The sequence below is a fragment of the Aminobacter sp. MSH1 genome (assembly GCF_003071665.1).
Classification (GTDB): domain Bacteria; phylum Pseudomonadota; class Alphaproteobacteria; order Rhizobiales; family Rhizobiaceae; genus Aminobacter; species Aminobacter niigataensis.
Window position 1 is genome coordinate 2,964,097 of the sequence record NZ_CP026265.1, and the last position, 20,531, is coordinate 2,984,627.

The 20,531-nt window shown below is 63.8% G+C and carries 22 protein-coding genes, 1 tRNA gene and 1 riboswitch; of the genes, 15 read left to right on the forward strand and 8 right to left on the reverse strand.

The genetic code is table 11. The features are described 5' to 3' along the window. Positions 1-137 precede the first annotated feature (137 nt). The 3 genes from proS to CO731_RS14645 are packed head-to-tail and all read left to right on the forward strand — an operon-like array spanning position 138 to position 3,435. Positions 138-1,466 (forward strand): proline--tRNA ligase, encoded by a 1,329-nt coding sequence (proS, locus tag CO731_RS14635; RefSeq protein WP_108609848.1) that lies wholly within the window; start codon positions 138-140, stop codon positions 1,464-1,466. Beyond that, positions 1,463-2,749, forward strand: coding sequence for a lipoprotein-releasing ABC transporter permease subunit (locus CO731_RS14640; protein ID WP_108607746.1), 1,287 nt, complete (start codon positions 1,463-1,465; stop codon positions 2,747-2,749). The genes proS and CO731_RS14640 overlap by 4 nt, the downstream gene beginning before the upstream one ends. Next, complete coding sequence (locus tag CO731_RS14645; protein WP_108607747.1) at positions 2,749-3,435, forward strand: ABC transporter ATP-binding protein; 687 nt, start codon at positions 2,749-2,751, stop codon at positions 3,433-3,435. The genes CO731_RS14640 and CO731_RS14645 overlap by 1 nt, the downstream gene beginning before the upstream one ends. A gap of 494 nt (positions 3,436-3,929) precedes the next feature. Here the strand turns inward: CO731_RS14645 and lipB are convergent, their stop codons facing one another. Next, positions 3,930-4,670, reverse strand: coding sequence for a lipoyl(octanoyl) transferase LipB (gene lipB, locus CO731_RS14650; RefSeq protein ID WP_108607748.1), 741 nt, complete (start codon positions 4,668-4,670; stop codon positions 3,930-3,932). A gap of 208 nt (positions 4,671-4,878) precedes the next feature. On the opposite strand from lipB, the gene CO731_RS14655 reads away from it, so the two are divergent. Then, positions 4,879-4,963 (forward strand) — tRNA-Leu (locus CO731_RS14655). A 239-nt stretch (positions 4,964-5,202) separates the two neighbouring features. On the opposite strand, the gene CO731_RS14660 is transcribed toward CO731_RS14655, so the two are convergent. From CO731_RS14660 to CO731_RS14670, 3 genes are all read right to left on the reverse strand, one after another. Next, the gene (locus CO731_RS14660; protein ID WP_108607749.1) at positions 5,203-5,703 is read right to left on the reverse strand and encodes a hypothetical protein; all 501 of its coding nucleotides are present in this window, start codon (positions 5,701-5,703) and stop codon (positions 5,203-5,205) included. Positions 5,704-5,955: 252 nt separating this feature from the next. Then, entirely contained in the window at positions 5,956-6,162 is a 207-nt protein-coding gene (locus tag CO731_RS14665; protein WP_108607750.1) for a hypothetical protein, read from the reverse strand. A 299-nt stretch (positions 6,163-6,461) separates the two neighbouring features. Then, complete coding sequence (locus tag CO731_RS14670) at positions 6,462-8,735, reverse strand: heavy metal translocating P-type ATPase (protein WP_108607751.1); 2,274 nt, start codon at positions 8,733-8,735, stop codon at positions 6,462-6,464. Between the two features lie 72 nt (positions 8,736-8,807). Here CO731_RS14670 and CO731_RS14675 point away from each other — a divergent pair, with 72 nt between their 5' ends. From CO731_RS14675 to CO731_RS14690, 4 genes are all read left to right on the forward strand, one after another. Continuing rightward, positions 8,808-9,230, forward strand: a complete 423-nt coding sequence (locus CO731_RS14675; protein ID WP_108607752.1) for a helix-turn-helix domain-containing protein — start codon at positions 8,808-8,810, stop codon at positions 9,228-9,230. 127 nt (positions 9,231-9,357) lie between these two features. Further along, on the forward strand, positions 9,358-10,782 hold the full coding sequence (gene mgtE / locus CO731_RS14680) for a magnesium transporter (protein WP_108607753.1): 1,425 nt from the start codon (positions 9,358-9,360) through the stop codon (positions 10,780-10,782). A gap of 261 nt (positions 10,783-11,043) precedes the next feature. Next, entirely contained in the window at positions 11,044-11,430 is a 387-nt protein-coding gene (locus tag CO731_RS14685; protein WP_108607754.1) for a MerR family DNA-binding transcriptional regulator, read from the forward strand. Between the two features lie 94 nt (positions 11,431-11,524). Continuing rightward, positions 11,525-12,319 carry a CPBP family intramembrane glutamic endopeptidase gene (locus CO731_RS14690; RefSeq protein ID WP_108607755.1) on the forward strand — a complete coding sequence of 265 codons (795 nt, stop codon included), beginning with the start codon at positions 11,525-11,527 and terminating at the stop codon, positions 12,317-12,319. On the opposite strand, the gene CO731_RS14695 is transcribed toward CO731_RS14690, so the two are convergent. Then, complete coding sequence (locus tag CO731_RS14695) at positions 12,316-12,792, reverse strand: isoprenylcysteine carboxylmethyltransferase family protein (RefSeq protein ID WP_108607756.1); 477 nt, start codon at positions 12,790-12,792, stop codon at positions 12,316-12,318. The two genes, CO731_RS14690 and CO731_RS14695, sit on opposite strands and share 4 nt — an antisense overlap. Next, on the reverse strand, positions 12,789-13,787 hold the full coding sequence (locus CO731_RS14700) for a DUF1624 domain-containing protein (protein WP_199914471.1): 999 nt from the start codon (positions 13,785-13,787) through the stop codon (positions 12,789-12,791). The genes CO731_RS14695 and CO731_RS14700 overlap by 4 nt, the downstream gene beginning before the upstream one ends. A 113-nt stretch (positions 13,788-13,900) precedes the next feature. On the opposite strand from CO731_RS14700, the gene CO731_RS14705 reads away from it, so the two are divergent. The 5 genes from CO731_RS14705 to cobO all read left to right on the forward strand — a co-directional run bounded on the left by CO731_RS14705 (position 13,901) and on the right by cobO (position 16,976). Continuing rightward, positions 13,901-14,590, forward strand: a complete 690-nt coding sequence (locus tag CO731_RS14705) for a gamma-glutamylcyclotransferase (protein WP_108607758.1) — start codon at positions 13,901-13,903, stop codon at positions 14,588-14,590. Positions 14,591-14,645: 55 nt separating this feature from the next. Then, positions 14,646-14,843: riboswitch (cobalamin riboswitch) on the forward strand. A gap of 35 nt (positions 14,844-14,878) precedes the next feature. Beyond that, a complete protein-coding gene (locus CO731_RS14710) occupies positions 14,879-15,055 on the forward strand; it encodes a CbtB-domain containing protein (protein WP_108607759.1) in 177 nt (58 codons plus the stop codon). A 16-nt stretch (positions 15,056-15,071) separates the two neighbouring features. Further along, the gene (locus CO731_RS14715) at positions 15,072-15,857 is read left to right on the forward strand and encodes a CbtA family protein (RefSeq protein ID WP_108607760.1); all 786 of its coding nucleotides are present in this window, start codon (positions 15,072-15,074) and stop codon (positions 15,855-15,857) included. Beyond that, positions 15,850-16,359: a bifunctional adenosylcobinamide kinase/adenosylcobinamide-phosphate guanylyltransferase gene (gene cobU, locus CO731_RS14720; protein ID WP_108607761.1), complete on the forward strand. Its 510-nt coding sequence runs from the start codon at positions 15,850-15,852 to the stop codon at positions 16,357-16,359. The genes CO731_RS14715 and cobU overlap by 8 nt, the downstream gene beginning before the upstream one ends. Further along, entirely contained in the window at positions 16,359-16,976 is a 618-nt protein-coding gene (cobO, locus tag CO731_RS14725; protein ID WP_108607762.1) for a cob(I)yrinic acid a,c-diamide adenosyltransferase, read from the forward strand. The genes cobU and cobO overlap by 1 nt, the downstream gene beginning before the upstream one ends. Before the next feature lie 12 nt (positions 16,977-16,988). Here cobO and cbiB read toward each other — a convergent pair whose 3' ends face one another. Beyond that, on the reverse strand, positions 16,989-17,954 hold the full coding sequence (gene cbiB, locus CO731_RS14730; RefSeq protein ID WP_108607763.1) for an adenosylcobinamide-phosphate synthase CbiB: 966 nt from the start codon (positions 17,952-17,954) through the stop codon (positions 16,989-16,991). On the opposite strand from cbiB, the gene cobD reads away from it, so the two are divergent. Together cobD and CO731_RS14740 are read left to right on the forward strand one after the other, a co-directional pair. After that, complete coding sequence (gene cobD / locus CO731_RS14735; protein WP_199914472.1) at positions 17,953-19,011, forward strand: threonine-phosphate decarboxylase CobD; 1,059 nt, start codon at positions 17,953-17,955, stop codon at positions 19,009-19,011. The genes cbiB and cobD overlap by 2 nt on opposite strands. Next, positions 19,008-19,511: a tyrosine phosphatase family protein gene (locus CO731_RS14740; protein WP_108607765.1), complete on the forward strand. Its 504-nt coding sequence runs from the start codon at positions 19,008-19,010 to the stop codon at positions 19,509-19,511. The genes cobD and CO731_RS14740 overlap by 4 nt, the downstream gene beginning before the upstream one ends. A 148-nt stretch (positions 19,512-19,659) precedes the next feature. On the opposite strand, the gene CO731_RS14745 is transcribed toward CO731_RS14740, so the two are convergent. After that, positions 19,660-20,463, reverse strand: a complete 804-nt coding sequence (locus CO731_RS14745; protein ID WP_108609849.1) for a creatininase family protein — start codon at positions 20,461-20,463, stop codon at positions 19,660-19,662. Positions 20,464-20,531: the final 68 nt, after the last annotated feature.

The following is a 20,531-nucleotide window of genomic DNA, read 5'->3' on the forward strand; positions in this document are numbered from 1 at the left end:
CAACCAGACAGGGCATTCTGACGCTGCGTCGAAACGGCGTGCGCGGGTTTCCAATCGGCCATGAAATGGCTATGAAGCGCGTTCAAGCAAGCCTTTCCCGTGCCGATTCCGGCATCATCGTTTTCATGGAATCTTCGATGCGTCTGTCGCGCTATTTCCTGCCTATCCTGAAAGAAAATCCCCGCGAGGCGGACATCATCTCCCACCGGCTGATGCTGCGTGCGGGCATGATCAGGCAACAGGCAGCGGGCAGCTTCTCGTGGCTGCCGCTGGGCAAGCGCGTGCTGGACAAGATCTGCCGCATCGTGCGCGAAGAGCAGGACCGGGCAGGAGCGCTGGAAATCCTGATGCCGACGATCCAGTCGGCCGACCTGTGGCGCGAAAGCGGCCGCTACGACGACTATGGCAAGGAGATGCTGCGCATCAAGGACCGGCACGAGCGCGACATGCTGTTCGGTCCGACCAACGAGGAGATGGTGACGGAAATCTTCCGGTCCTATGTCAAGTCGTACAAGGACCTGCCGCTCAACCTCTATCATATCCAGTGGAAGTTCCGCGACGAAGTGCGCCCGCGCTTCGGCGTCATGCGCAGCCGTGAATTCCTGATGAAGGATGCCTATTCCTTCGACCTCGACTTCGAGGGCGCCAAGGCGGCCTACAACAGGATGTTCGTCTCTTATCTCCGTACCTTCACGCGGATGGGCCTGCAGGCGATCCCGATGCGCGCCGATACCGGCCCGATCGGCGGCGACCTCAGCCATGAGTTCATCATTTTGGCCGAAACCGGCGAAAGCCAGGTGTTCTGCCATCGCGACTATCTCGGCCTGCCCGTGCCGGGCGCCGAAACCGACTTCGGCAATGACGGCGAGATCGACGGCATCGTCAAGCAGTGGACGACGCCGTATGCGGCGACGGAAGAAATGCATGACGAGGCGGCGTGGGATGCGGTGCCCGAGGCCGACAAGGTTTCGGCGCGCGGCATCGAGGTCGGCCACATCTTCCACTTCGGCGAGAAGTACTCGAAGCCAATGGGCGCCAAGGTGACCGGGCCCGACGGCAAGGAGCATTTCGTGTCGATGGGTTCCTACGGCATCGGCCCGTCGCGCCTGATCGCCGCGATCATCGAGGCGAGCCATGACGAGAACGGCATTATCTGGCCGGAGGCAGTGGCACCGTTCGACATCGGCCTGATCAACATGAAGGTTGGCGACGCCGAGTGCGACCGCATCTGCGACGAGTTCTACAAGGCCTTCGAAGCAGCCGGCAAGGACGTGCTCTACGACGACACCGACCAGCGCGCCGGCGGCAAGTTCGCCACTGCCGACCTGATCGGCCTGCCGTGGCAGGTGATCGTCGGTCCGCGCGGTGCCGCTGCCGGTGAGGTCGAAATCAAGAACCGCAAGACCGGCGAGCGCGAAACGCTGCCGGTGGCTGCCGCACTCGCCAAGCTGGGCGCCAAGGCATGAACCAAGTGGCGGCGGCGAAGCCGGCCGGGGCCGGGCCGTTCTCGGTGTTCGAGCGCATGGTGGCCTGGCGCTACCTCCGTTCGAAGCGCAAGGAGACGGTGATCTCGGTCATCGCCTCGATCTCGTTCCTCGGCATCATGCTGGGCGTTGCCACGCTGATCGTTGTGATGGCGGTGATGAACGGGTTTCGCGCCGAACTCCTGACCCGCATCCTCGGCGTCAACGGCCATCTGGTCGTCACCGCAGTAGACACCCCGCTTGAGGACTATTCGGCGGTCGCCGACCGCATCAACGGTGTTTCAGGCGTCAAATATGCCATTCCGCTGGTCGAGGGCCAGGTGCTGGCGCAGGGCAATGTCGGTGCTGGTGCCGGTGCACTGGTGCGCGGCATCAGGGGCAGCGACCTCGGCAAGGTGACGCTGGTCGCCAACAACATCAAGCAAGGCTCGATCGTCGGCTTCGACGAAGGCGAGGGCGTGGTCATCGGCAAGCGCATGGCCGAGAACATGGGCCTGGTGCTGGGCGATTCCATCCGGCTGATTTCGCCCGACGGAGACGTCACGCCGATGGGCACGACGCCGCGGGCGAAAGCCTATCCGATCTCCGGCATCTTCGAAGTCGGCATGTCGGAATATGACAGTTCGATCGTCTTCATGCCGCTCAACGAGGCGCAGCTCTACTTCAATTCCGAAGGCAAGGTCGGCTCGATCGAGATCTATGTCGACAATCCCGATGACGTCGATGCGCTGAAGACCAAGGTCGAGGAGGCGGCGCAGCGGCCGATCTTCCTGACCGACTGGCGCCAGCGCAACCAGACCTTCTTCTCGGCACTGCAGGTCGAGCGCAACGTCATGTTCATGATCCTGACGCTGATCGTGCTTGTGGCAGCATTGAACATTATCTCCGGCCTGATCATGCTGGTGAAGGACAAGGGCCACGACATCGCCATCCTGCGCACGATGGGTGCGACGCGTGGCGCCGTCATGCGCATCTTCCTGATGACGGGCGCCGCCATCGGTATGACCGGCACCATTGCCGGCGTGCTGCTCGGCGTCGTCATCTGCCTCAATGTCGAGCGCATCAGGCAGTTCTTCTCGTGGCTTTCCGGCACGGTGCTGTTCAATCCCGAGCTCTATTTCCTCAGCCAGCTGCCGGCCAAGATGGACGTCGGCGAGACTGTCTCGGTGGTGCTGATGGCCCTGGTGCTGTCGTTCCTGGCGACACTGTTTCCGGCATGGCGGGCGGCAACGCTCGATCCGGTCGAAGCGCTGAGGTACGAGTGATGGCCATCGAAGCCGTTATCGAACTCAAGAGCGTCGAACGCCATTATGAGCAGGGCTCGCGCAAGCTGACGATCCTGAACGATGCCAATTTCTCGCTCAAGCCGGGCGAGATGGTGGCTCTGGTGGCGCCGTCAGGCGCCGGCAAGTCGACGCTGCTGCATACCGCAGGCCTGCTCGAACGCCCCGACGCCGGCGACGTCTTCCTGAACGGGCGCGCCTGCGGGCGGCTTTCGGACGACGAACGTACCGCGATCCGCCGCAACGACGTTGGTTTTGTCTATCAGTTCCATCACCTGCTGCCCGAATTCTCGGCGCTGGAGAATGTGATGATGCCGCAGCTGGTGAAGGGTCTCAGCCCGGCCAAGGCGAGCGAGCGCGCCGAGCAACTGCTCGATTACATGAAGATCGGCAAGCGCGCCGAGCACAGGCCGTCAGAGCTTTCCGGCGGCGAGCAGCAGCGCGTGGCGATCGCACGCGCGGTTGCCAATGCGCCGCTGGTGCTTCTGGCCGACGAGCCAACCGGCAATCTCGATCCGGTGACGGCAGGTTATGTCTTCGACGCGCTTTCGGCGCTCGTCAGGCAGTCTGGCCTGGCCGCACTTATTGCCACGCACAACCACGAGCTTGCCGCGCGCATGGACCGCCGCGTGACGCTCGCCGAGGGCAAGATCGTTCCGCTGCGCTAGCAGCGGGCGACTGTCCCAGACGCCTGTTCGCGCTTTCGGCGGGCCGCGCTCAAGTTGACTTTTAGTTCGATGCCGGGACGGCTGACGCGCGATTGTTAACGCGCGGCGGTGACCGGTCGCGCGCATAAACCCTTCATTTACTGTCGAATCGCTTGCAACGAGCGCCTGCGCCCGAAAGCAATGGCGTGCGTTGACATTTGAACAAAAATAGAACAAATTGAGAACATATTAAAAACAGGAGCAACAGATGACCGAGCTGCTACAGGATGTCCTTTCGATGGTCTGCATGAGCACCTTCCTCGTCACCATGGCGATGTGGATCGGCGCACTGTGATTGAATGCCGGTTCGGCCTCTTCTCGATGGGGTTCTGAACCGATGAAGGCTGCGGCACCGGGACAGGTCCCGATGCCTGAATGACGCGGGAATTGCGGGCGCCGACGTCAAAGGGACCCGCCACGTTCGGGGCTGCAAACAGGCAGACCAGCGAAAGTTCCTAGGCGGTTTTTCGTACGGTCTCGGAGACTGTGCTGGCTGGCCCGAATATCTCTTCGAACGCGGCTTTGAGCGCAACGTCGAGGTCGTTCATCGTCACCGGCAGGCCAAGGTCGACAAGGCTGGTGACGCCATGGTCGGTGACGCCGCAAGGCACGATGCCCGAGAAATGGCCGAGCTCAGGTTCGACATTGATGGCGATGCCGTGGAAACTCACCCAACGACGCAGGCGTATGCCGATGGCGGCAATCTTGTCTTCCGCCGGTGAACCGTCCGGCAGGGCCGGGCGGTCGGGTCTGACCACCCATACGCCCACCCTGTCCTCGCGGCGTTCGCCCTTCACGTTGAAGGCGGCGAGCGCCGATATGATCCAGGCCTCGAGTGATGCCACGAAGGCGCGCACGTCTTCGCGTCGGCGCTTGAGGTCGAGCATGACGTAGGCCACGCGCTGGCCGGGGCCATGATAGGTGTATTCGCCGCCGCGGCCGGTCTTGAAGACGGGGAAACGGTCGGGCTCGACCAGGTCCTGCTCCTGGGCGCTGGTGCCTGCGGTGTAGATTGGCGGGTGCTCGACCAGCCAGACCAACTCGCCGGCGCTACCCTGGCGAATCGCGTCGGCGCGTTCTTCCATGAAGGCGAGTGCCTGATCGTAAGGGGTGAGGCCGGATTCGATTCGCCATTCGACCGGGGCTGAGCCCGGAAGGGCGAGAAACGACGTGGCGATCAGGCTGCGTTCGGTCATTTGGACGGTCCGTTCTTCGGCCTGATATGGCCGCTGGCGGCCAAAACGTCCAGTCCCCGTGCCTTGAAAGCCGGCTATTGTCGAAAGTGATGGCGGCTTCCCCTGCGGCAAGCAAGAATGATCGACGAATATCGCACAGGGCGCTTGTTTCCCCGGAAACGATTTGCTACATGCCGCGAGCCGGTTCGGACCGGCCCTTCGTGACAGTGCGGTCGTGGCGGAATTGGTAGACGCGCAGCGTTGAGGTCGCTGTGGGGCAACCCGTGGAAGTTCGAGTCTTCTCGACCGCACCATCACTTTTCAGGTGAGTACCAAATCATCTGAGCAAGCCGTTCCATCAGGGATGAAACAGCTTGAGCCTTTCCGGGGTTAACCGGTGTCTTTCAAGAATTACAGAGAGTTGCGCAGTCTTGCTGTCGTGGATTGCTGCGCTTGGCGTGCTAAGGGCCGGACATCGCATCGGATCTACAGGCGAGGCATCAGCGCTTGGATTTGAACGCGATGCTCTGCAAGATCGAAGGCGAGGCGTCACCTAGTTGCGGGTGAGCTCGATTGTCGCCGTCACGACCTTCTTTCCGGTCTGGGGATGCGGCTCGATCGTGACGATCCGCATATGCCCTGTACCGACGCTTGCCAGCCGCATGCTTGCGACGCGCGAACCGGAGCCCTTGTCTGGCCATAGGATCTGGAGGTTGAGCGTATCGCCGGTGCGTGTACCGACAAGTCGCGCGGCGCCACGTCTCGAACCGACATAGGAACCGGTATAGCGTCCGCCGTTGGCCTGCAGATCAACTCCTATGCGGCGGGAGAACACGACTTTTGCGCGGCAGGCGCCGTCAAGGTTGAGGGCTGCTCCATCTGCCCGGGAGTCGAGGCTGCAGGAGACGGCAAGCGGCACTGCACCGGGTTTCAGTCGGACCTGTCCCCCGCCATGCCAGCTGCCGGAAAGAGTTTCCAAAAAGGCCTTCTCGTCCGCAATCGCTGCGGAGACCGTGAACATTGCCAGAATCAGTGCCATGATTGCCGAGGTCATCTTGTTGCCGATCTTTTCGAAGGGCCTGCTCCATCTGGGAGCGGACGACTACTGGTTCTGGCGAACTTATGGGGTGCGGGCAAAGTTGTCAAAAGGCCCGGGAGTAGCCGTCCAAGTTGCTACTTGCGGCTGATCGTGGGGATGGGCGCAGGAAGGATGCCGGACTTCCGAGCCGGCACTGCAGTGCGGGCATGGCGCGTGAGTTGCCGCAAGTGGACGGTGACGAGCCAGGCCCGTCACCGTCGCTCAACGCTACAAGTCGACGCCTGCAAGCTTGGTCATCAGCGCTTGCCGGTCGTCAGCGGACCTGAGGCGGATCGTCAAGCTCTCACTCTTGACGGGAACCTGGGGCGGCAAGCTGACTTCGATGCCGGCCGCGTGTTCTGCGGCCCAGTTCTTGAAACGAGGCAGCTTATTGGCGCCGCTGATCGGCAACGTGAAACTGTATTTGAAGGTCATTTGAACATTCCAAACGGAGTGCCGCCGGCAGCAAGCGGCGCGCGCAACAGCGCAGCAGATCGCTCGGCCAGTACAGGCAGATTTCTGATGTCGTGAGTGTCAGTGTCCTGGTGCCGCTCTTGCTCTCGCAGGTAGTGGCACCAGGCTATCAGCCTATTTGAAGGCCGCCTTTGCAGATGACGAGGATGGCAAAGGAAACTTTTTGCATGGCCGGTATCTCGGCCAAATGATCACGATTGTCAAACGGGCCGCCCAAGGTCTGCCCGGGCGGCCCATAGACGATCAGTTCCTGGATTGCCTCAGCGGCCGCGCCAGGCGAGCAGCCGCATGGCGTTGGCGGTGACCAGCACCGTGGCGCCGGTGTCGGCGAGGATGGCGGGCCACAGACCAGTAATGCCGGCAATCGTCGTCACCAGGAACACCGCCTTGAGGCCAAGGGCGATGGTGATGTTCTGGGTGATGTTGCCCATCACCGTCTTCGACAGGGCGATCATGTCAGGAATGTCGGTGACGCGGCCATGCAGGATGGCAGCGTCGGCGGTTTCCAGCGCGACATCGGTGCCGCCGCCCATGGCGATGCCGAAATCGGCAGCGGCAAGGGCAGGGGCGTCGTTGATGCCGTCGCCGACCTTGGCGACGACCTGTCCCTGCTGTTGGAGTTCACGGACGATGCGCTGCTTGTCGTCGGGCATCAGGCCGGCGCGAACATTGATACCAAGCCCCTTGCCGATGGCTTTTGCAGTCGCCTCGTTGTCGCCGGTCAGCATGAGGGTGGCGATGCCGTCGGCCTTGAGCGTGGCCAGTGCCGCTATGGCGTCGGCACGCGGTTCGTCGCGCATGGCAAGCAGGCCCGCGACCTTGTTGTCGACCACCAGCACGGAAACTGTCTTGCCGTCGCCATTGAAGGCGGCGATCTGCGCTTTCAATTCGGCTGGCAATCCGGCCATCTCTTCGGCGGCGCTGGGCGACGCCAGGAACACGTCCTGGCCGCCGACCTTGGCCGAAACACCCTTGCCTGCCACCGCCTTGGCGAGACTTGCTGGGGGCACAGGTACGCCATCTGTCTTGGCGCGGCCGAGAATGGCGAGCGCCAGCGGATGGCTCGAGCCCGTCTCCAGGGCGGCAGCCAGCGACAGGACCTTGGCTTCGGGGTGCCCGACGCCGACGATGTCGGTGACCTTCGGCTTGCCTTCGGTGAGGGTTCCGGTCTTGTCGAGCGCGACCGTGGTGACGCGGCGCATGCCTTCCAGCACAGCACCTCCCTTGAGCAGCAGGCCGCGGCGGGCACCGGCGGACAGACCGGCTGCAATTGCAGCGGGCGTCGAGATGACAAGCGCGCAGGGGCAGCCGATCAGCAGGATGGCGAGGCCCTTGTAGACCCACTCCGACCACGAACCGCCGGCGACCAGCGGCGGCAGGATGGCGACGAGCGCTCCGACGACAAGGACGGCCGGCGTGTAGTAGCGCGAGAAGCGGTCGATGAAGCGCTCGGTCGGCGCCTTGCTCTCCTGCGCCTCCTCGACCAGCTTGATGACGCGGGCAATGGTGTTGTCGGCGGCCGCAGCGGTGACGCGGACCTTGAGCACCGCATCGGTGTTGATGGTGCCGGCGAACACGTCGTCGCCAGCGGTCTTCAACTTGGGAACGCTTTCGCCGGTGACAGGCGCTTCATCGAGCGTGCTCGCACCCTCGACGATGACACCGTCGGCGGCAACACGGTCGCCGGGCCGGACCAGCATGAGCGCACCGACCTGCAGCGCCTCGGCCGGCATCTCGCGGGTCGAGCCGCCTTCCTCGACCAAAGCGGTCTTGGGCACCAGGTCGGCAAGTCCGCGAATGCTGGCGCGGGCGCGGCGAGCGGCAACGCCTTCCAGCAATTCGCCGATGAGGAAGAGGAAGACGACCATCGTCGCTTCCTCGGTGGCGCCGATGAACACCGCGCCGACAGCAGCGATGGTCATCAGCGTTTCGATCGAGAACGGCGTGCCTGTCATCGCGGCGGCGAAGGCGCGCCGCGCCACGGGCACCAGCCCGACCGCCAATGCAGCCAGGAAGGCCCAGTGCCCCACCTGCGGCATGAACTGGCCGATGGCATAGGCTGCGACAAGGGCAGCACCGCAGGCGATGGTCAGCTTGGCTTTGCGGGATGTCCACCACGGGCCGTCGTCGAGATCGAAATGGGCGTGGCCGGCATCGGCAGCGGCCGCAGCCGGGGAGCCGTGTCCGGCATGATCACCATGGTCGTGCCTGGCATGGTCACCATGGCTATGGTCGTGTCCGCTGTGGTCGTGGTCATGGCTGCACGATGGGCCGTGCTTGTGCTGCTGGACCTCGGTCGCGCGCGCCACGCCAAGCTCGGCGACGGAGTAGCCGAGCGCCTTCACCTGCTTCGAAATCGCAGCCGATGGCGCTGGCCCCTGATGCGAAACCGTCATTGTGCCGGCCGAAACGGAAATGCCGACCTCGGTGATGCCGGGCAGGCGGCTGACGGCGTTCTCGATCTTGGTCGCGCAGGAGGCGCAATCCATACCGCCGACGCGGAAGCGCGTCTTGCCGTGGCTGGCGTCATTCATGATGGGTCCTTTCAATCCTATATGAAGCAATGCTAGAATCTCTAGCCACTAGAGGATCAAGAGGGTTTTTAGATGAATCTGCCGATTGGCGAACTGGCGCGGCGAACGGGCGTGAAAGTGCCGACGATCCGTTTTTATGAGCAGATCGGGCTGATTGCGGCGCCACCGCGCACGGAAGGCAACCAGCGCCGCTACGGCAAGGCGGAGATCGACCGGCTCAACTTCATCCGCCATGCCCGCGAACTCGGCTTCGAGGTCGACCATATCAGGGAATTGCTGGTGATGTCGCAGGAACCGCAGGCCTCGTGTCACCAGGCCGACAGCATCGCCAAGTCGCATCTTCGCGAAGTCGACAGGCGAATCGAGCGGCTCCAGGCGCTGCGCGGCGAGCTGTCGCGGATGATCGACGAGTGCGGCCATGGCCGCATCTGCGACTGCCGCATCATCGAGGTGCTGGCCGATCACCGCCAATGCTCAAGCGAGCATGTGGCCTGATTGAAACAGGGCGGAATTGGCTGATCCGCAGGACCGCCTGAGGCGGTATTTCATTTGATATTCCGACCCTTGGCGGGCTAGGGATAACCCACCTCGAATCCCGAAAATCCGCAAACGGGAAGCGCCGATGGAAGCCCGACACGACCATACGCACGGCGCCGACGCCGCTGACGCTGTCCGCGCCGAAATCTACGGCGAGGACGGGGCGATCCTTGCCTCGTTCCTCGCCCATATCGGCGCGGCGATCGCCGATCGCGATACGCTATCGCTGAAGCGCGACGTATCGGGGCTGCACCAATCCGAACTCGGCGACCTGCTGGAGGCATTGCTGCCCGAACAGCGGCTTGCACTGGTCGAGCTGATGGGCTCGGACTTCGACTTTTCGGCGCTGACCGAGGTCGACGAGGCGATCCGCCTGGACATCGTCGACAACCTGCCCAACGAGCAGATTGCCCAGGCCGTCCAGGAGCTCGATTCCGACGACGCGGTCTACATCCTCGAGGATCTCGACGCCGAAGACCAGAACGAGATTCTGGCCCAGCTGCCGTTCACCGAGCGCATCAGGCTGCGCCGTTCGCTCGACTACCCGGAAGAATCGGCCGGCCGGCGCATGCAGACGGAGTTCGTTGCGGTGCCACCGTTCTGGACCATTGGCCAGACCATCGACTATCTGCGCGACGACAAGGACCTGCCCGACCGCTTCAGCCAGGTTTTCGTCATCGACCCGACCTTCAAGCTGCTCGGCGCGGTCGACCTCGACCAGATCCTGCGCACCAAGCGTGCGGTCAAGATCGAAGAGGTGATGCACGAGACGCGTCACGCCATTCCCGCGACGATGGACCAGGAAGAGGCGGCGCGCGAGTTCGAGCAATACGATCTTTTGTCGGCCGCCGTCGTCGACGAGAACGAGCGTCTGGTCGGCGTGCTGACCATTGACGACGTGGTCGACGTCATCCAGCAGGAGGCCGAGGAAGATCTTCTGCGCATGGGCGGCGTCGGTGACGAAGAGCTGTCGGACACGGTGGCCGCCACTTCGCGCTCGCGCGTGCCATGGCTCCTGGTCAATCTCGGAACCGCCTTCATCTCGGCATCTGTCATCAGCCAGTTCGGCGCGACCATCGAGGAAATGGTGGCGCTGGCAGCCCTGATGCCGATCGTCGCCTCGCTTGGCGGCAATGCCGGCACCCAGACGATGACGGTGACGGTGCGGGCGCTCGCCACGCGCGACCTCGATATCTACAATGCCGGCCGCGTCATCCGCCGCGAGGTGATGGTCGGGCTGCTGAACGGTGCGATCATTGCGGCCATCCTCGGCCTGGTCGCCGGTCTGTGGTTCCACAATCCCGACCTGGGTTTCGTCATTGCCGCGGCGATGGTGCTCAACATGCTGGCGGCAGCGCTCGGCGGAATCCTGATTCCACTCCTGCTCGACAAGGTCGGCGCCGACCCGGCGATCTCGTCGTCGATCTTCACGACGATGATCACCGACGTGATCGGCTTCCTTGCCTTCCTCAGCCTCGCGACATGGTGGTTGCATCTCGGCGGCGGATGACGCCGAAGCTCGGTTTCGAGTTCCGCAAAGGCCCCCCCCGGGATCAACGCCACCGTATTTCTGCGCGCCAGATTGGGCGCGGAACAGTTGGTTGCATAGACGGCGAGTTCAATTGACTTTTACGTAAATCGCGTGCGAGACTCCAGGCGGATCACTATGGTCCTTGCCGCGCGATGCTTGCCGTCGCCCGGCCTATTCGCCTCGGCTAGTGCCCGGCATGATTTTGAGGCGGGGCGGTTTCGCTCGCGGGGTGGAGGAACGATGCGGGAATATTATTCGATAACCGAACTGACCCGCGAATTCGACATTTCGACGCGGACACTGCGCTTCTATGAAGACGAAGGCCTGGTGCAGCCGGTGCGTCGCGGCCGGACACGATTGTTCCGGCCATCGGACCGGCATCTCATTCGCCAGATCATGCGTGGCAAGCGCCTCGGCTTTTCGATCAACGAGATCCGCGAGATCATCCAGATGTATCGCGCGCCGCCCGGCGAGGTCGGCCAGCTCAAGCTGATGATCAAGCGCATCGAAGAGAAGCGCGAGGATCTGCGCCAGAAGCGCCGCGATCTGGAGGAGACGCTCGCCGAACTGGACCAGGCCGAGGAATCCTGCGTCGAACGGCTGGTCGAGCTCGGCGTCAACACCTGACAGCAGAAAGCCGGCCGGGTCATCCGGCGCGGCGACGGCTCGGACTCACCCACAGCATTGTGCTAAGTTTGGCTACCCCTCGGGAGTAGCTCCCATGTCGATGCTCATCAGGACGGTTCGCAACTGGCCGGTCACGAGCTTCGTGGTGCTGGCATTCGTCATCACCTGGATTGGCTTCATTCCGTTCTACCGGGCAGGTGGCGAAGACATCGCCTGGTTTACCTTTGGTCCATTCGTCTCGGCCGTCGTCATCTCCGCACTCCTGGGTGGCTTGCCGAAAGTCCGTGGGCTGCTGGCTTCAGTGGTGAAATGGCGCGTGCCTCCAGTTTGGTACCTAGTGGCGATCGGGCTGCCGGTGGTAGCGCAACTGCTGGCAATCTGGCTCAACCCATTGTTGGGTTCCGCTGCGCCCAACTGGGGGAACGTGCCGGCCATTCCGGAAATCGTGGTCATGGTCCCGCTGTTTCTGGTCTTCAGCGGTCCGCTTGGCGAGGAGCCCGGCTGGCGGGGATTCGCGCTGCCGGCGCTTCTGCGCGAGCACGGAGCGCTGAATGCAAGCCTGCTGCTCGGGATGATCTGGGCCGCCTGGCACCTGCCGCTGGTGCTTCTGAACGACTACAGCATATCCAGCGCCATCAACGTCATGGTTGCGGCGGTGGTGTTCACGTGGCTGTACCAGAATTCGGCGGGCAGCGTGCTGCCGGCGATTCTCATGCACGCATCGCACCAGAACAGCGTGCGTTACCTCGGCCGCGTGTTCGAAGGTGGCGATGCGATCCAGCACCAGTGGATCGGCTTGATGCTGTGGCTGGCGATTGCCTTGGCGATCGTGGCTATCTACGGAACCCACAGCTTCCGAAACGGTGGCGCGACCGCCGCCGTCAGCTAGATCCAGCGCCTGACCTTCTTCGCATAGTCGATGTATTTCTTGCCGAAACGCGCCTGCAAGTGCTTTTCCTCACGTTCGATGGCGAGCTTGTTCGTGGCGAAGACTGCGACCAGCGCCAGGATGATGAACCAGAGGCTGCCGCTGACCAAGCCGATGCCGATCATCAGCAGCGTATTGCCGAAGTAGATCGGGTTGCGGGTGAAGGAAAAGGGGCCGTTCGTCACCAGATGATCCGCGGCCTTGTCAGGCCTGATGGTGGTGTTGCCGCGCTTCAGGGCGCGCATTGCCGAAATTTCGATGGCGGCAAAACCTGCTATCGCCAGCCAGCCGGCGGCAAACAATAGATCGGATATCGGTTCGGTGATCCAGGGCAATGGATAGAGCAGGCCGAGCACGATGGCGATGGCAATGGCCGCGAGGTAGATGATCGGCGGCCACGGCACCCGGTTGGGGGCTGCCTTGATGTCGGTCATTGCGCTCCTCCAGTTGGTATTTCGCTGTCCGTCCTGGCCGTGCACATCGCGGCGGTGTCGCTGATCCGTGCCTTGAGTTCAGGGCTCTTGTCGCTGGCATAGAGGCGGTCGAGCGAATCGTCTTTCTGCAGCTCGTCGAGCATGCAGACACAGTAGCGCGCGCAGAAATCGGTGTCGCGGCTTTGCTCGCAGGAGATCTGGCAGGACTTCAGGAAGCCGACTTCGCGGGTTTCGACCGGCGCGGGGAAGAACTGCGCCCAGGCCCAGACCAGCGAGATCAGTACCGGCTGGTGGATGAGGTAGAAGGCCAGGCTGTGGCGGCCGAAGAAGTCGAGCGGTTTCGACCAGGCGCCGGGTTTGAAGCGCGCCAGGGCGTCGAACAGGCCGGATTTCAGCGCCAGCCCGGCAAGTCCCATGCCTGCCAGCACCGCCCCGAAGAAGGGGAAGACTGGCACGAAATCGTTGGAGCGCGGGGCAACGGTGTTGAGGCCGACCCAAAGCAGCGCCGGATGGTTGAAGGCCTCGTTGCGCAGGTAACTGGGAGCCACGATTACCAGGGCAGCCACGACGAGCGTCAGCAGCGGCGGCAGGCGCAGGAAGGCAAGGCCGACGACGCTGGCAAAGGCGATCTGGTGGAGGATGCCGAAGAAGATGAAGGTGTCGGGCATGGCGAACCATGTCGCCACGGAGATTGCCGCGGCGGCGGCAACGACCATTGCCAGCCGTTTCCGAAAGCCGCGCCAGCGAATGCCCTTGGCGTGGGCAAGGACGAGGCTTACGCCGACAAGAAACAGGAAGCTCGACGCGATCGAGCGGGCGAACAGTTTCCAGCCGCCGAAGGCGGTCATGCCCGGGTCGGCATAGCCGAAGAACTCGAGATCCCAGGCGAAATGGTAGATGGCCATGGCGACGAGTGCTGTGCCGCGGGCGATGTCGATGACCTGGACGCGTGGGGTTCGGGCTTGAACTTGGTCGGTGGTCGGTTGCATCGTCATGGCCATTCGCTTCGGCTTTCGGGTGTTTCGCCGCTCCTGCAGCACTATCATGGTTGAACCGGGGCAAGAGAGGGACTAGCCAACGTCATGCACAGGGTTCGGGGATGTCAGCAATGAACGGTCGCGTGATGTCGTTGACCGAAGATCTGGTGGCGCGCTGCCATCGCGAAGTGGCCGACGCCGGCCCCGACCCGGACGCGCAGCATCTCGACGATGCCGACTATGAGCGCATGATCGACGAGACGCTGGCGGACAATGCCGATGAGGGGCCGCTGTGGCTGTTTGCCTATGGCTCGCTGATCTGGAAGCCGGAGGTCGACCATACGGAGGAGAAGGTGGCGGTGGCACGCGGCTGGCATCGCTCGTTCTGCATCAACATGACCCGCTGGCGCGCCACCAAGGCCGAGCCGGGGCTGATGATGGGCATGGATCGCGGCGGCCAGTGCAAGGGTGTGGCGCTGCGGCTGATGGATGGCGACCGGCGTGAACAGCTCGACAAGCTGTTTCGCCGGGAGATGACGCTGAAGCCTTCGACCTACAAGCCGCGCTGGCTGAGCCTTGCCACTTCGGACGGTCCGTTGACCGCTCTTGCCTTCGTCATCAACCGCGAAGGCCATGCCTATGCCGGGGCACTCGGCGAGGACGAAGTCGTGAAGCGGCTGGCCACGACCTGCGGCCATTGGGGCTCGGCCGCCGATTATCTCTACAATGTGGTCAAGAATCTCGAGGATCGGGCCATCCACGATCGGCATCTTTGGCGGCTCCAGCACCTGGTGGCCGAGCGAATAGCTGCACGCTGCTGACGCATTCGAGCGCTGCGGCGTCGGAATTTGGTTTGCCGCCCAAGCCATTTGTTTCTATAGTTGCGGGGTCGTCGGTTCCGTTACGGAATCAAGAGGGAATGCGGTAAGGGCCCTTTGAGGGTCCGAAGCCGTGGCTGCCCCCGCAACTGTATGCGGTTAGCTCTCCCCAAATGCCACTGAAGCTTGCTTCGGGAAGGCGGGGAAGGGTGTCGATCCGCAAGCCAGGAGACCTGCCGGCGACAGGCACTTATCTCGGTGCCCTCGGGTGGAGGGCGAAAGGACTTCAAGATGAATACTGTTTCTGCAATCGGCGCTGACGTTTCCTCGCAGTCGCGCACCATGCAGCTCGCGCTTGCGGCGCTGCTCGGCCTTTTCGTTGTTGGCTTCCTCGGGTTCTCGCATATGGAAGTGGTGCACAACGCTGCCCACGACTATCGCCACTCGATGGCTTTCCCCTGCCACTAACGAAAGCACTCTAGCCATGTCTGTTTTTCGCAACGTCGTGTTCATCGCGGCGATCAGCGGCCTATTGGCCGGCGTGATCCTTGCCGCGCTCCAGACCTATGCAACCGTTCCGCTGATTCTCAAGGCGGAGACCTATGAAAATGCGGGCGGTCACGAGCATGCCGCGGCACCAGCCGCAGGCACTGAAGCCACCGCACCGACGGCCGGCACCGAAGCGACCGCTCCTGCGGCGCAGGTTGCGGCTCCTGCCGAAGAAGAGGTCGAAGCCTGGGCGCCCGCCGACGGGTTCGAACGCTTCGCCTATTCGGCACTCGCCAACATCGTCAGCGGCGTTGCTTTCGCGCTGATCCTGGTCGCGGCTTCCGAATTCGCCGGCGGTATCGCCAACTGGCGCCAGGGCGTGTTCTGGGGTTTTGCCGGCTTCGCCGTCTTCACACTGGCGCCCGGTCTTGGCCTGCCGCCCGAGTTGCCGGCCATGCCCGCCGCCGATCTCGGCGCGCGCCAGGTCTGGTGGACCTTCACGGTCGTTGCCACCGCCGCCGGCCTCGCGCTCATCGCTTTCCGCCAGTCGCTGCCGTTGGCGATCCTCGGCGTGGCGCTGATCGTCGCGCCGCACATCATCGGCGCGCCGCAGCCCGAAAGCCACGACTCGCCGATCCCGGCCGACTTGCATCACAACTTCGTCGTCGCCGTCACCATCACCAACCTGGTGTTCTGGGTCGTGCTGGGTGCGGTTGCCGGCTTCGTGCGCAACCGCTTCATGGGCGAACAGGCCCCGGCGCTGCACGGCCGCCTTGCCTGAGAAGCTGACCTTCCTGCTCGGCGGTGCGCGCTCCGGCAAGAGCGCGCATGCCGAGCGGCTCATCACGCAGTTTCCTGCGCCATGGACCTACATCGCCACGGCGCAGGCCTATGACGACGAGATGCGCGAGCGCATCTCGATCCACCGCGGCCGCCGTGGCGATGGCTGGCTGACCGTCGACGCACCGCTCGATCTTGTGGGTGCGCTCGGCAGCGTGCTCGATGGCACGCCGGTGCTGGTCGATTGCCTGACGCTCTGGCTCACCAATCACATGCTGGCGGATCATGACGTCGAGGCGGAAAGTGCCCGGCTTGCCGACGTGCTGTCGCGGCCGCGCGGACCTTGGTTCGTGGTATCCAACGAGGTCGGGCTCGGCATCGTGCCCGACAATGCGCTCGCCCGCCGCTTCCGCGACGATGCCGGCAGGCTCAATCAGAAAGTGGCGGCGGCAGCCGACGAAGTGCTGTTCATGGTTTCCGGCCTGCCGATGAAGGTGAAATGATGAAGACGATCGACGAACAGGAAGCGGAGCGGCACCGCGCCAAGATGGCCAAGCGCAAGGCGGTGCAGGATGCCGAGGTCGCCGGCAAGACCATTGTCGAGAAGGGCTTGCTGATCGTCAACACCGGCCCCGGCAAGGGCAAGTCGACGGCGGCCTTCGGGCTGGCCCTGCGCATGCTTGGGTACGGCCAGCGCGTCGGCGTGGTGCAGTTCATCAAGGGTGCCTGGCATTCGGGCGAACAGGACGCGTTTGCCGCTTTCGGCGACCGTGTCGTCTGGCACACGATGGGCGAGGGCTTCACCTGGGAGACGCAGGACATCAAGCGCGACATCGCGGCCGCCGAAGCCGCCTGGGCGAAGGCGCAGGAGCTGCTCGCCGATCCCAGCATTGCGCTCGTCGTGCTCGACGAACTCAACATCGCGCTGCGCTACGATTATCTCGACCTCGACGCGGTGGTCGCCGCGCTCAAGGGCAGGCGGGAGGGGCTGCATGTCGTGGTCACCGGCCGCAACGCCAAGCCGGCGCTGGTCGAGGCTGCCGATCTGGTGACCGAGATGGGCGCCACCAAGCACCATTTCTCGGCTGGCGTGAAGGCGCAGAAGGGCATCGAGTTCTGAGCGCCCGAGCGGTCAGAGCCAGAAGATCGCGGCGATCAGCCCCAGGGCGCCGACCATCAACGCATCGGCCGTCCAGTAGAGCCGGAGTGCGGCGCGTATATCCTGGGCATTGGCTTCGCGCCGGCCGCCATCGCCCATCAAGGCATCGTCGACCATGACGCCGCCATAAGCACGCGGACCGGCAAGCGCGAGGCCGAGAGCGCCGGCCATGGCGGATTCAGGCCAGCCGGCGTTGGGCGAGCGATGTTTTTGGGCGTCGCGCCACACCGCCTGCCAGGCGCCCCTTGGGTCGGTGCCGGGCACCAGGAATGCGGCGAGCACGATCAAAAGGGCAGTCAGCCGCGACGCCGGCAGGTTGATCAGGTCGTCGAAACGGGCAGCGGCCCAGCCGAAGGCTTCGTGGCGGCTGGTGCGGTGGCCGATCATCGAATCGGCGGTGTTGGCGGCCTTGTACGCGGCTCCGCCGGCAAAGCCGAAAACAGCGAGCCAGAATGCCGGAGCGGTGATGCCGTCGGAAAAATTCTCGGCCAGGCTTTCGATGGCCGCGCGGCTGACGCCGGCCTCGTCGAGGCGTTCGGGGTCACGGCCGACGATTTGCGACACTGCCTTGCGGCCGGCGACGATGCCGCCGCTGTCGAGCGCATCGGCGACTGCCTTCACATGGCTGCCGAGGCTGCGCTGGGCGACGAGGCTGGAAGCGGCGATTGCAGTGAGAAGGATGCCGAAGGGGACAAGCCCGAACAGGCGCTCGACGGCAAATGCGCATGCGGCTGGTACGGCAACGATGACGACGAGGGCAACCACGCCCAGAAAACGGCGCCTGGCGTCGGTATCGGTGGCGCGGTTGAGGCTGGTGTCGAGAAAGGATATCAGCTTGCCGATCCAGATCACCGGGTGGCCGATGGCGTGCACCAGCCGGTCCGGGTAACCCAGACCGAGTTCGAACAGAAGCGACAGGAAGGCAAGCGGAACAAACATGACGCTTCTTGCAGGACGTAGGACCGGGACTGTGGACCACGGCGGCAGCCTGGAGCGGGCGAGGGCGCTGTTTTCGGGAGCGCCCGAGCCGTTCGTCGACCTTTCGACCGGGATCAATCCGAACTCCTATCCGCTTTTCGAGCTGCCTGCCACAGCCTTGTCGCGCCTGCCGGAACCGGGCCGGGCGCGCGACCTCGCCGCTGTCGCCGCGACCGCCTATGGCGCGCCTTCTGCCGCCAATGTGGTGCCGGCTCCCGGCACGCAGATACTCTTGCCGCGCATCGCCTCTCTGGTGCCCCCGGGCCGCGCCTTCGTGCTCGGGCCGACTTATCAGGAGCACGCGCGTGCCGCGGCGATTGCCGGACACCATGTTGCCGAGACAAGCGATTTCGGAAAACTTTTCGACGCCGACCTCGCCGTCGTGGTCAATCCGAACAATCCCGATGGCCGCGTCGTCCTGCGCTCGGACTTGCTCGAACTCGCAGCCAGCCTGCGCGCCCGCGGTGGGCTTTTGGTCGTCGACGAGGCGTTCATGGATGTCGGCCCGCAGGCGCAGAGCCTAGCCGGCGATGTCGAGCAGGGCGGAATCGTCGTCCTGCGCTCGTTCGGCAAGTTTTATGGCCTTGCCGGCATTCGGCTCGGATTTGCGCTGGCGCACCTCGATATCGCCGCGCGGCTGGAGGAGGAACTGGGCCCGTGGTCGGTGGCGGTGCCTTCGCTCGAATATGGCATCAAGGCGTTATCGGACACCGATTGGCAGCGCGAGATGCGGACCACGCTGGCGCACGCCGCCCACCGGCTCGACCAGACATTTGCCCGTGCCGGCGTGATTGTTACCGGTGGCACGTCGCTGTTCCGCCACGTCGATATCCCCGACGCGGCCGGGCTGTTCAAGGCGCTGGGGCGGGAGGGAATATTGGTGCGCAGTTTTGCCGACCGGCCGACGCAGCTGCGCTGCGGCTTGCCCGGGCACGAGGTTGAATGGCGGCGGCTTGACGTTGCCTTGGGCGACTGGGCGCAGGACCGGCAGCCCGTAGGCGAAGGAGCTGTCTCTTGATCTATGTCAGCCCGCTTTCCAGGATCGAAGAGACGGTTGTGCGCGTCGGCGCCGAGCGGCTGATCTCGCTGCTCTCCGCCGGCACGGAGATGTCGCGGCCGGCAATCATTCGCGCCGAAAACCACCTGTTGATGAACATGCACGATATCGCCGCCGAGCAGGAAGGCATGACGATGCCCGGCGAGGTACATGTGCGCCGTCTGCTGGATTTTGCTCGCGCCTGGGACCGGTTGCGTCCATTGGCGATCAATTGCTGGGCGGGTGTCAGCCGCTCGACCGCTTCCGCCTACATCATTGCGGCAGCTCTCGATCCCTCCCGAGACGAGGCGGAATTGGCGGCTCTATTGCGAAGGCTTTCGCCGACGGCGACGCCCAATCCGCGCCTGATCGCGGTGGCGGACCAGATCCTGGACCGGAATGGGCGGATGGTGACGGCGATCGCCGCCATCGGACGCGGTGCCGATTGCTTCGAGGGCGTGCCGTTCGGGCTGGACGTCTAGCCCGTCGATGACGGGCACCCCAAAACCTCATGGTGAGCCTGTCGAACCATAGGTTTTGGGACGTGCAGAACTTGACGCGCCTAGCGCCCTCGTGGCTCGACAGGCTCACCATGAGGGCTACTGAAGTGGCCTAGCGGTGTGAAAGCCTTCAGACGATCCAGTCGGCCAGCCTAGCCTTGCGGATGTCCTGCAGCAGGCGCACGAAGCCCTTGGCTTGAAGCGTGGCCGTCAGGCGGCCCTTCTCAGCGGTCGCCACAGCGGCATTGCCGACGACACCATGCGGGTTGAGATCGCTCGCGATCCACGAGAAACCGTGCGGCCCGTGCGAGCGCAGCTGGTCGAACGCACTTTCGGCGCGTTCGAAGCTGGACGTGAAATCCTGTGCCTTGGCCATGTCGACCAGCTCGGGCCGGAAGTGCAGCATCAGTGAAGTCTCGACGTCGCCGCCATGGATGCCAAGCTGGATTTCGCGCGCAGGGTAGAGGTCGTCGGGATGGCCGAAACGGCCCCAGCTCGAACGCACAGACATTGCGCCGAAACGCACGCGCAACTCGCGCGAGACGATTCCCATCACCTCCTCGTTGCCGCCATGCGAGGTGACGAAGACGAACTTGCGGATGCCCGCGCGCGCAATCGAAGCGCCAAGCTCAGTCCAGGCGTCGACCAGCATGTTGGCAGGCAGGCTGAGCGTGCCCGGTGCATGGATGTGCTCGTCGGATTTGCCGACGGCCTGGATGGGCAGGAAGCGGGCGTCGAGATTTTCTGGCAGTTGGGCGAAGACCTCGGCCAGTATGCCTTCCATGATGGTCAGATCGGTCGACACCGGCAGATGCGGGCCGTGCTGCTCAATGGCGGCAACGGGGATGACGGCGATCGTCGCCTCGGGGTCGATCGACGCGAAATCGGCCGCCTTGAAGTCACCCCACCACACGCGTCGCTGCTTGTTCGTCACCACCGGCCTCACTGCGCTCAATTCTCATCCGACTGAATATGTCAGCGCGGGCGATTTTGTAAGGGGCG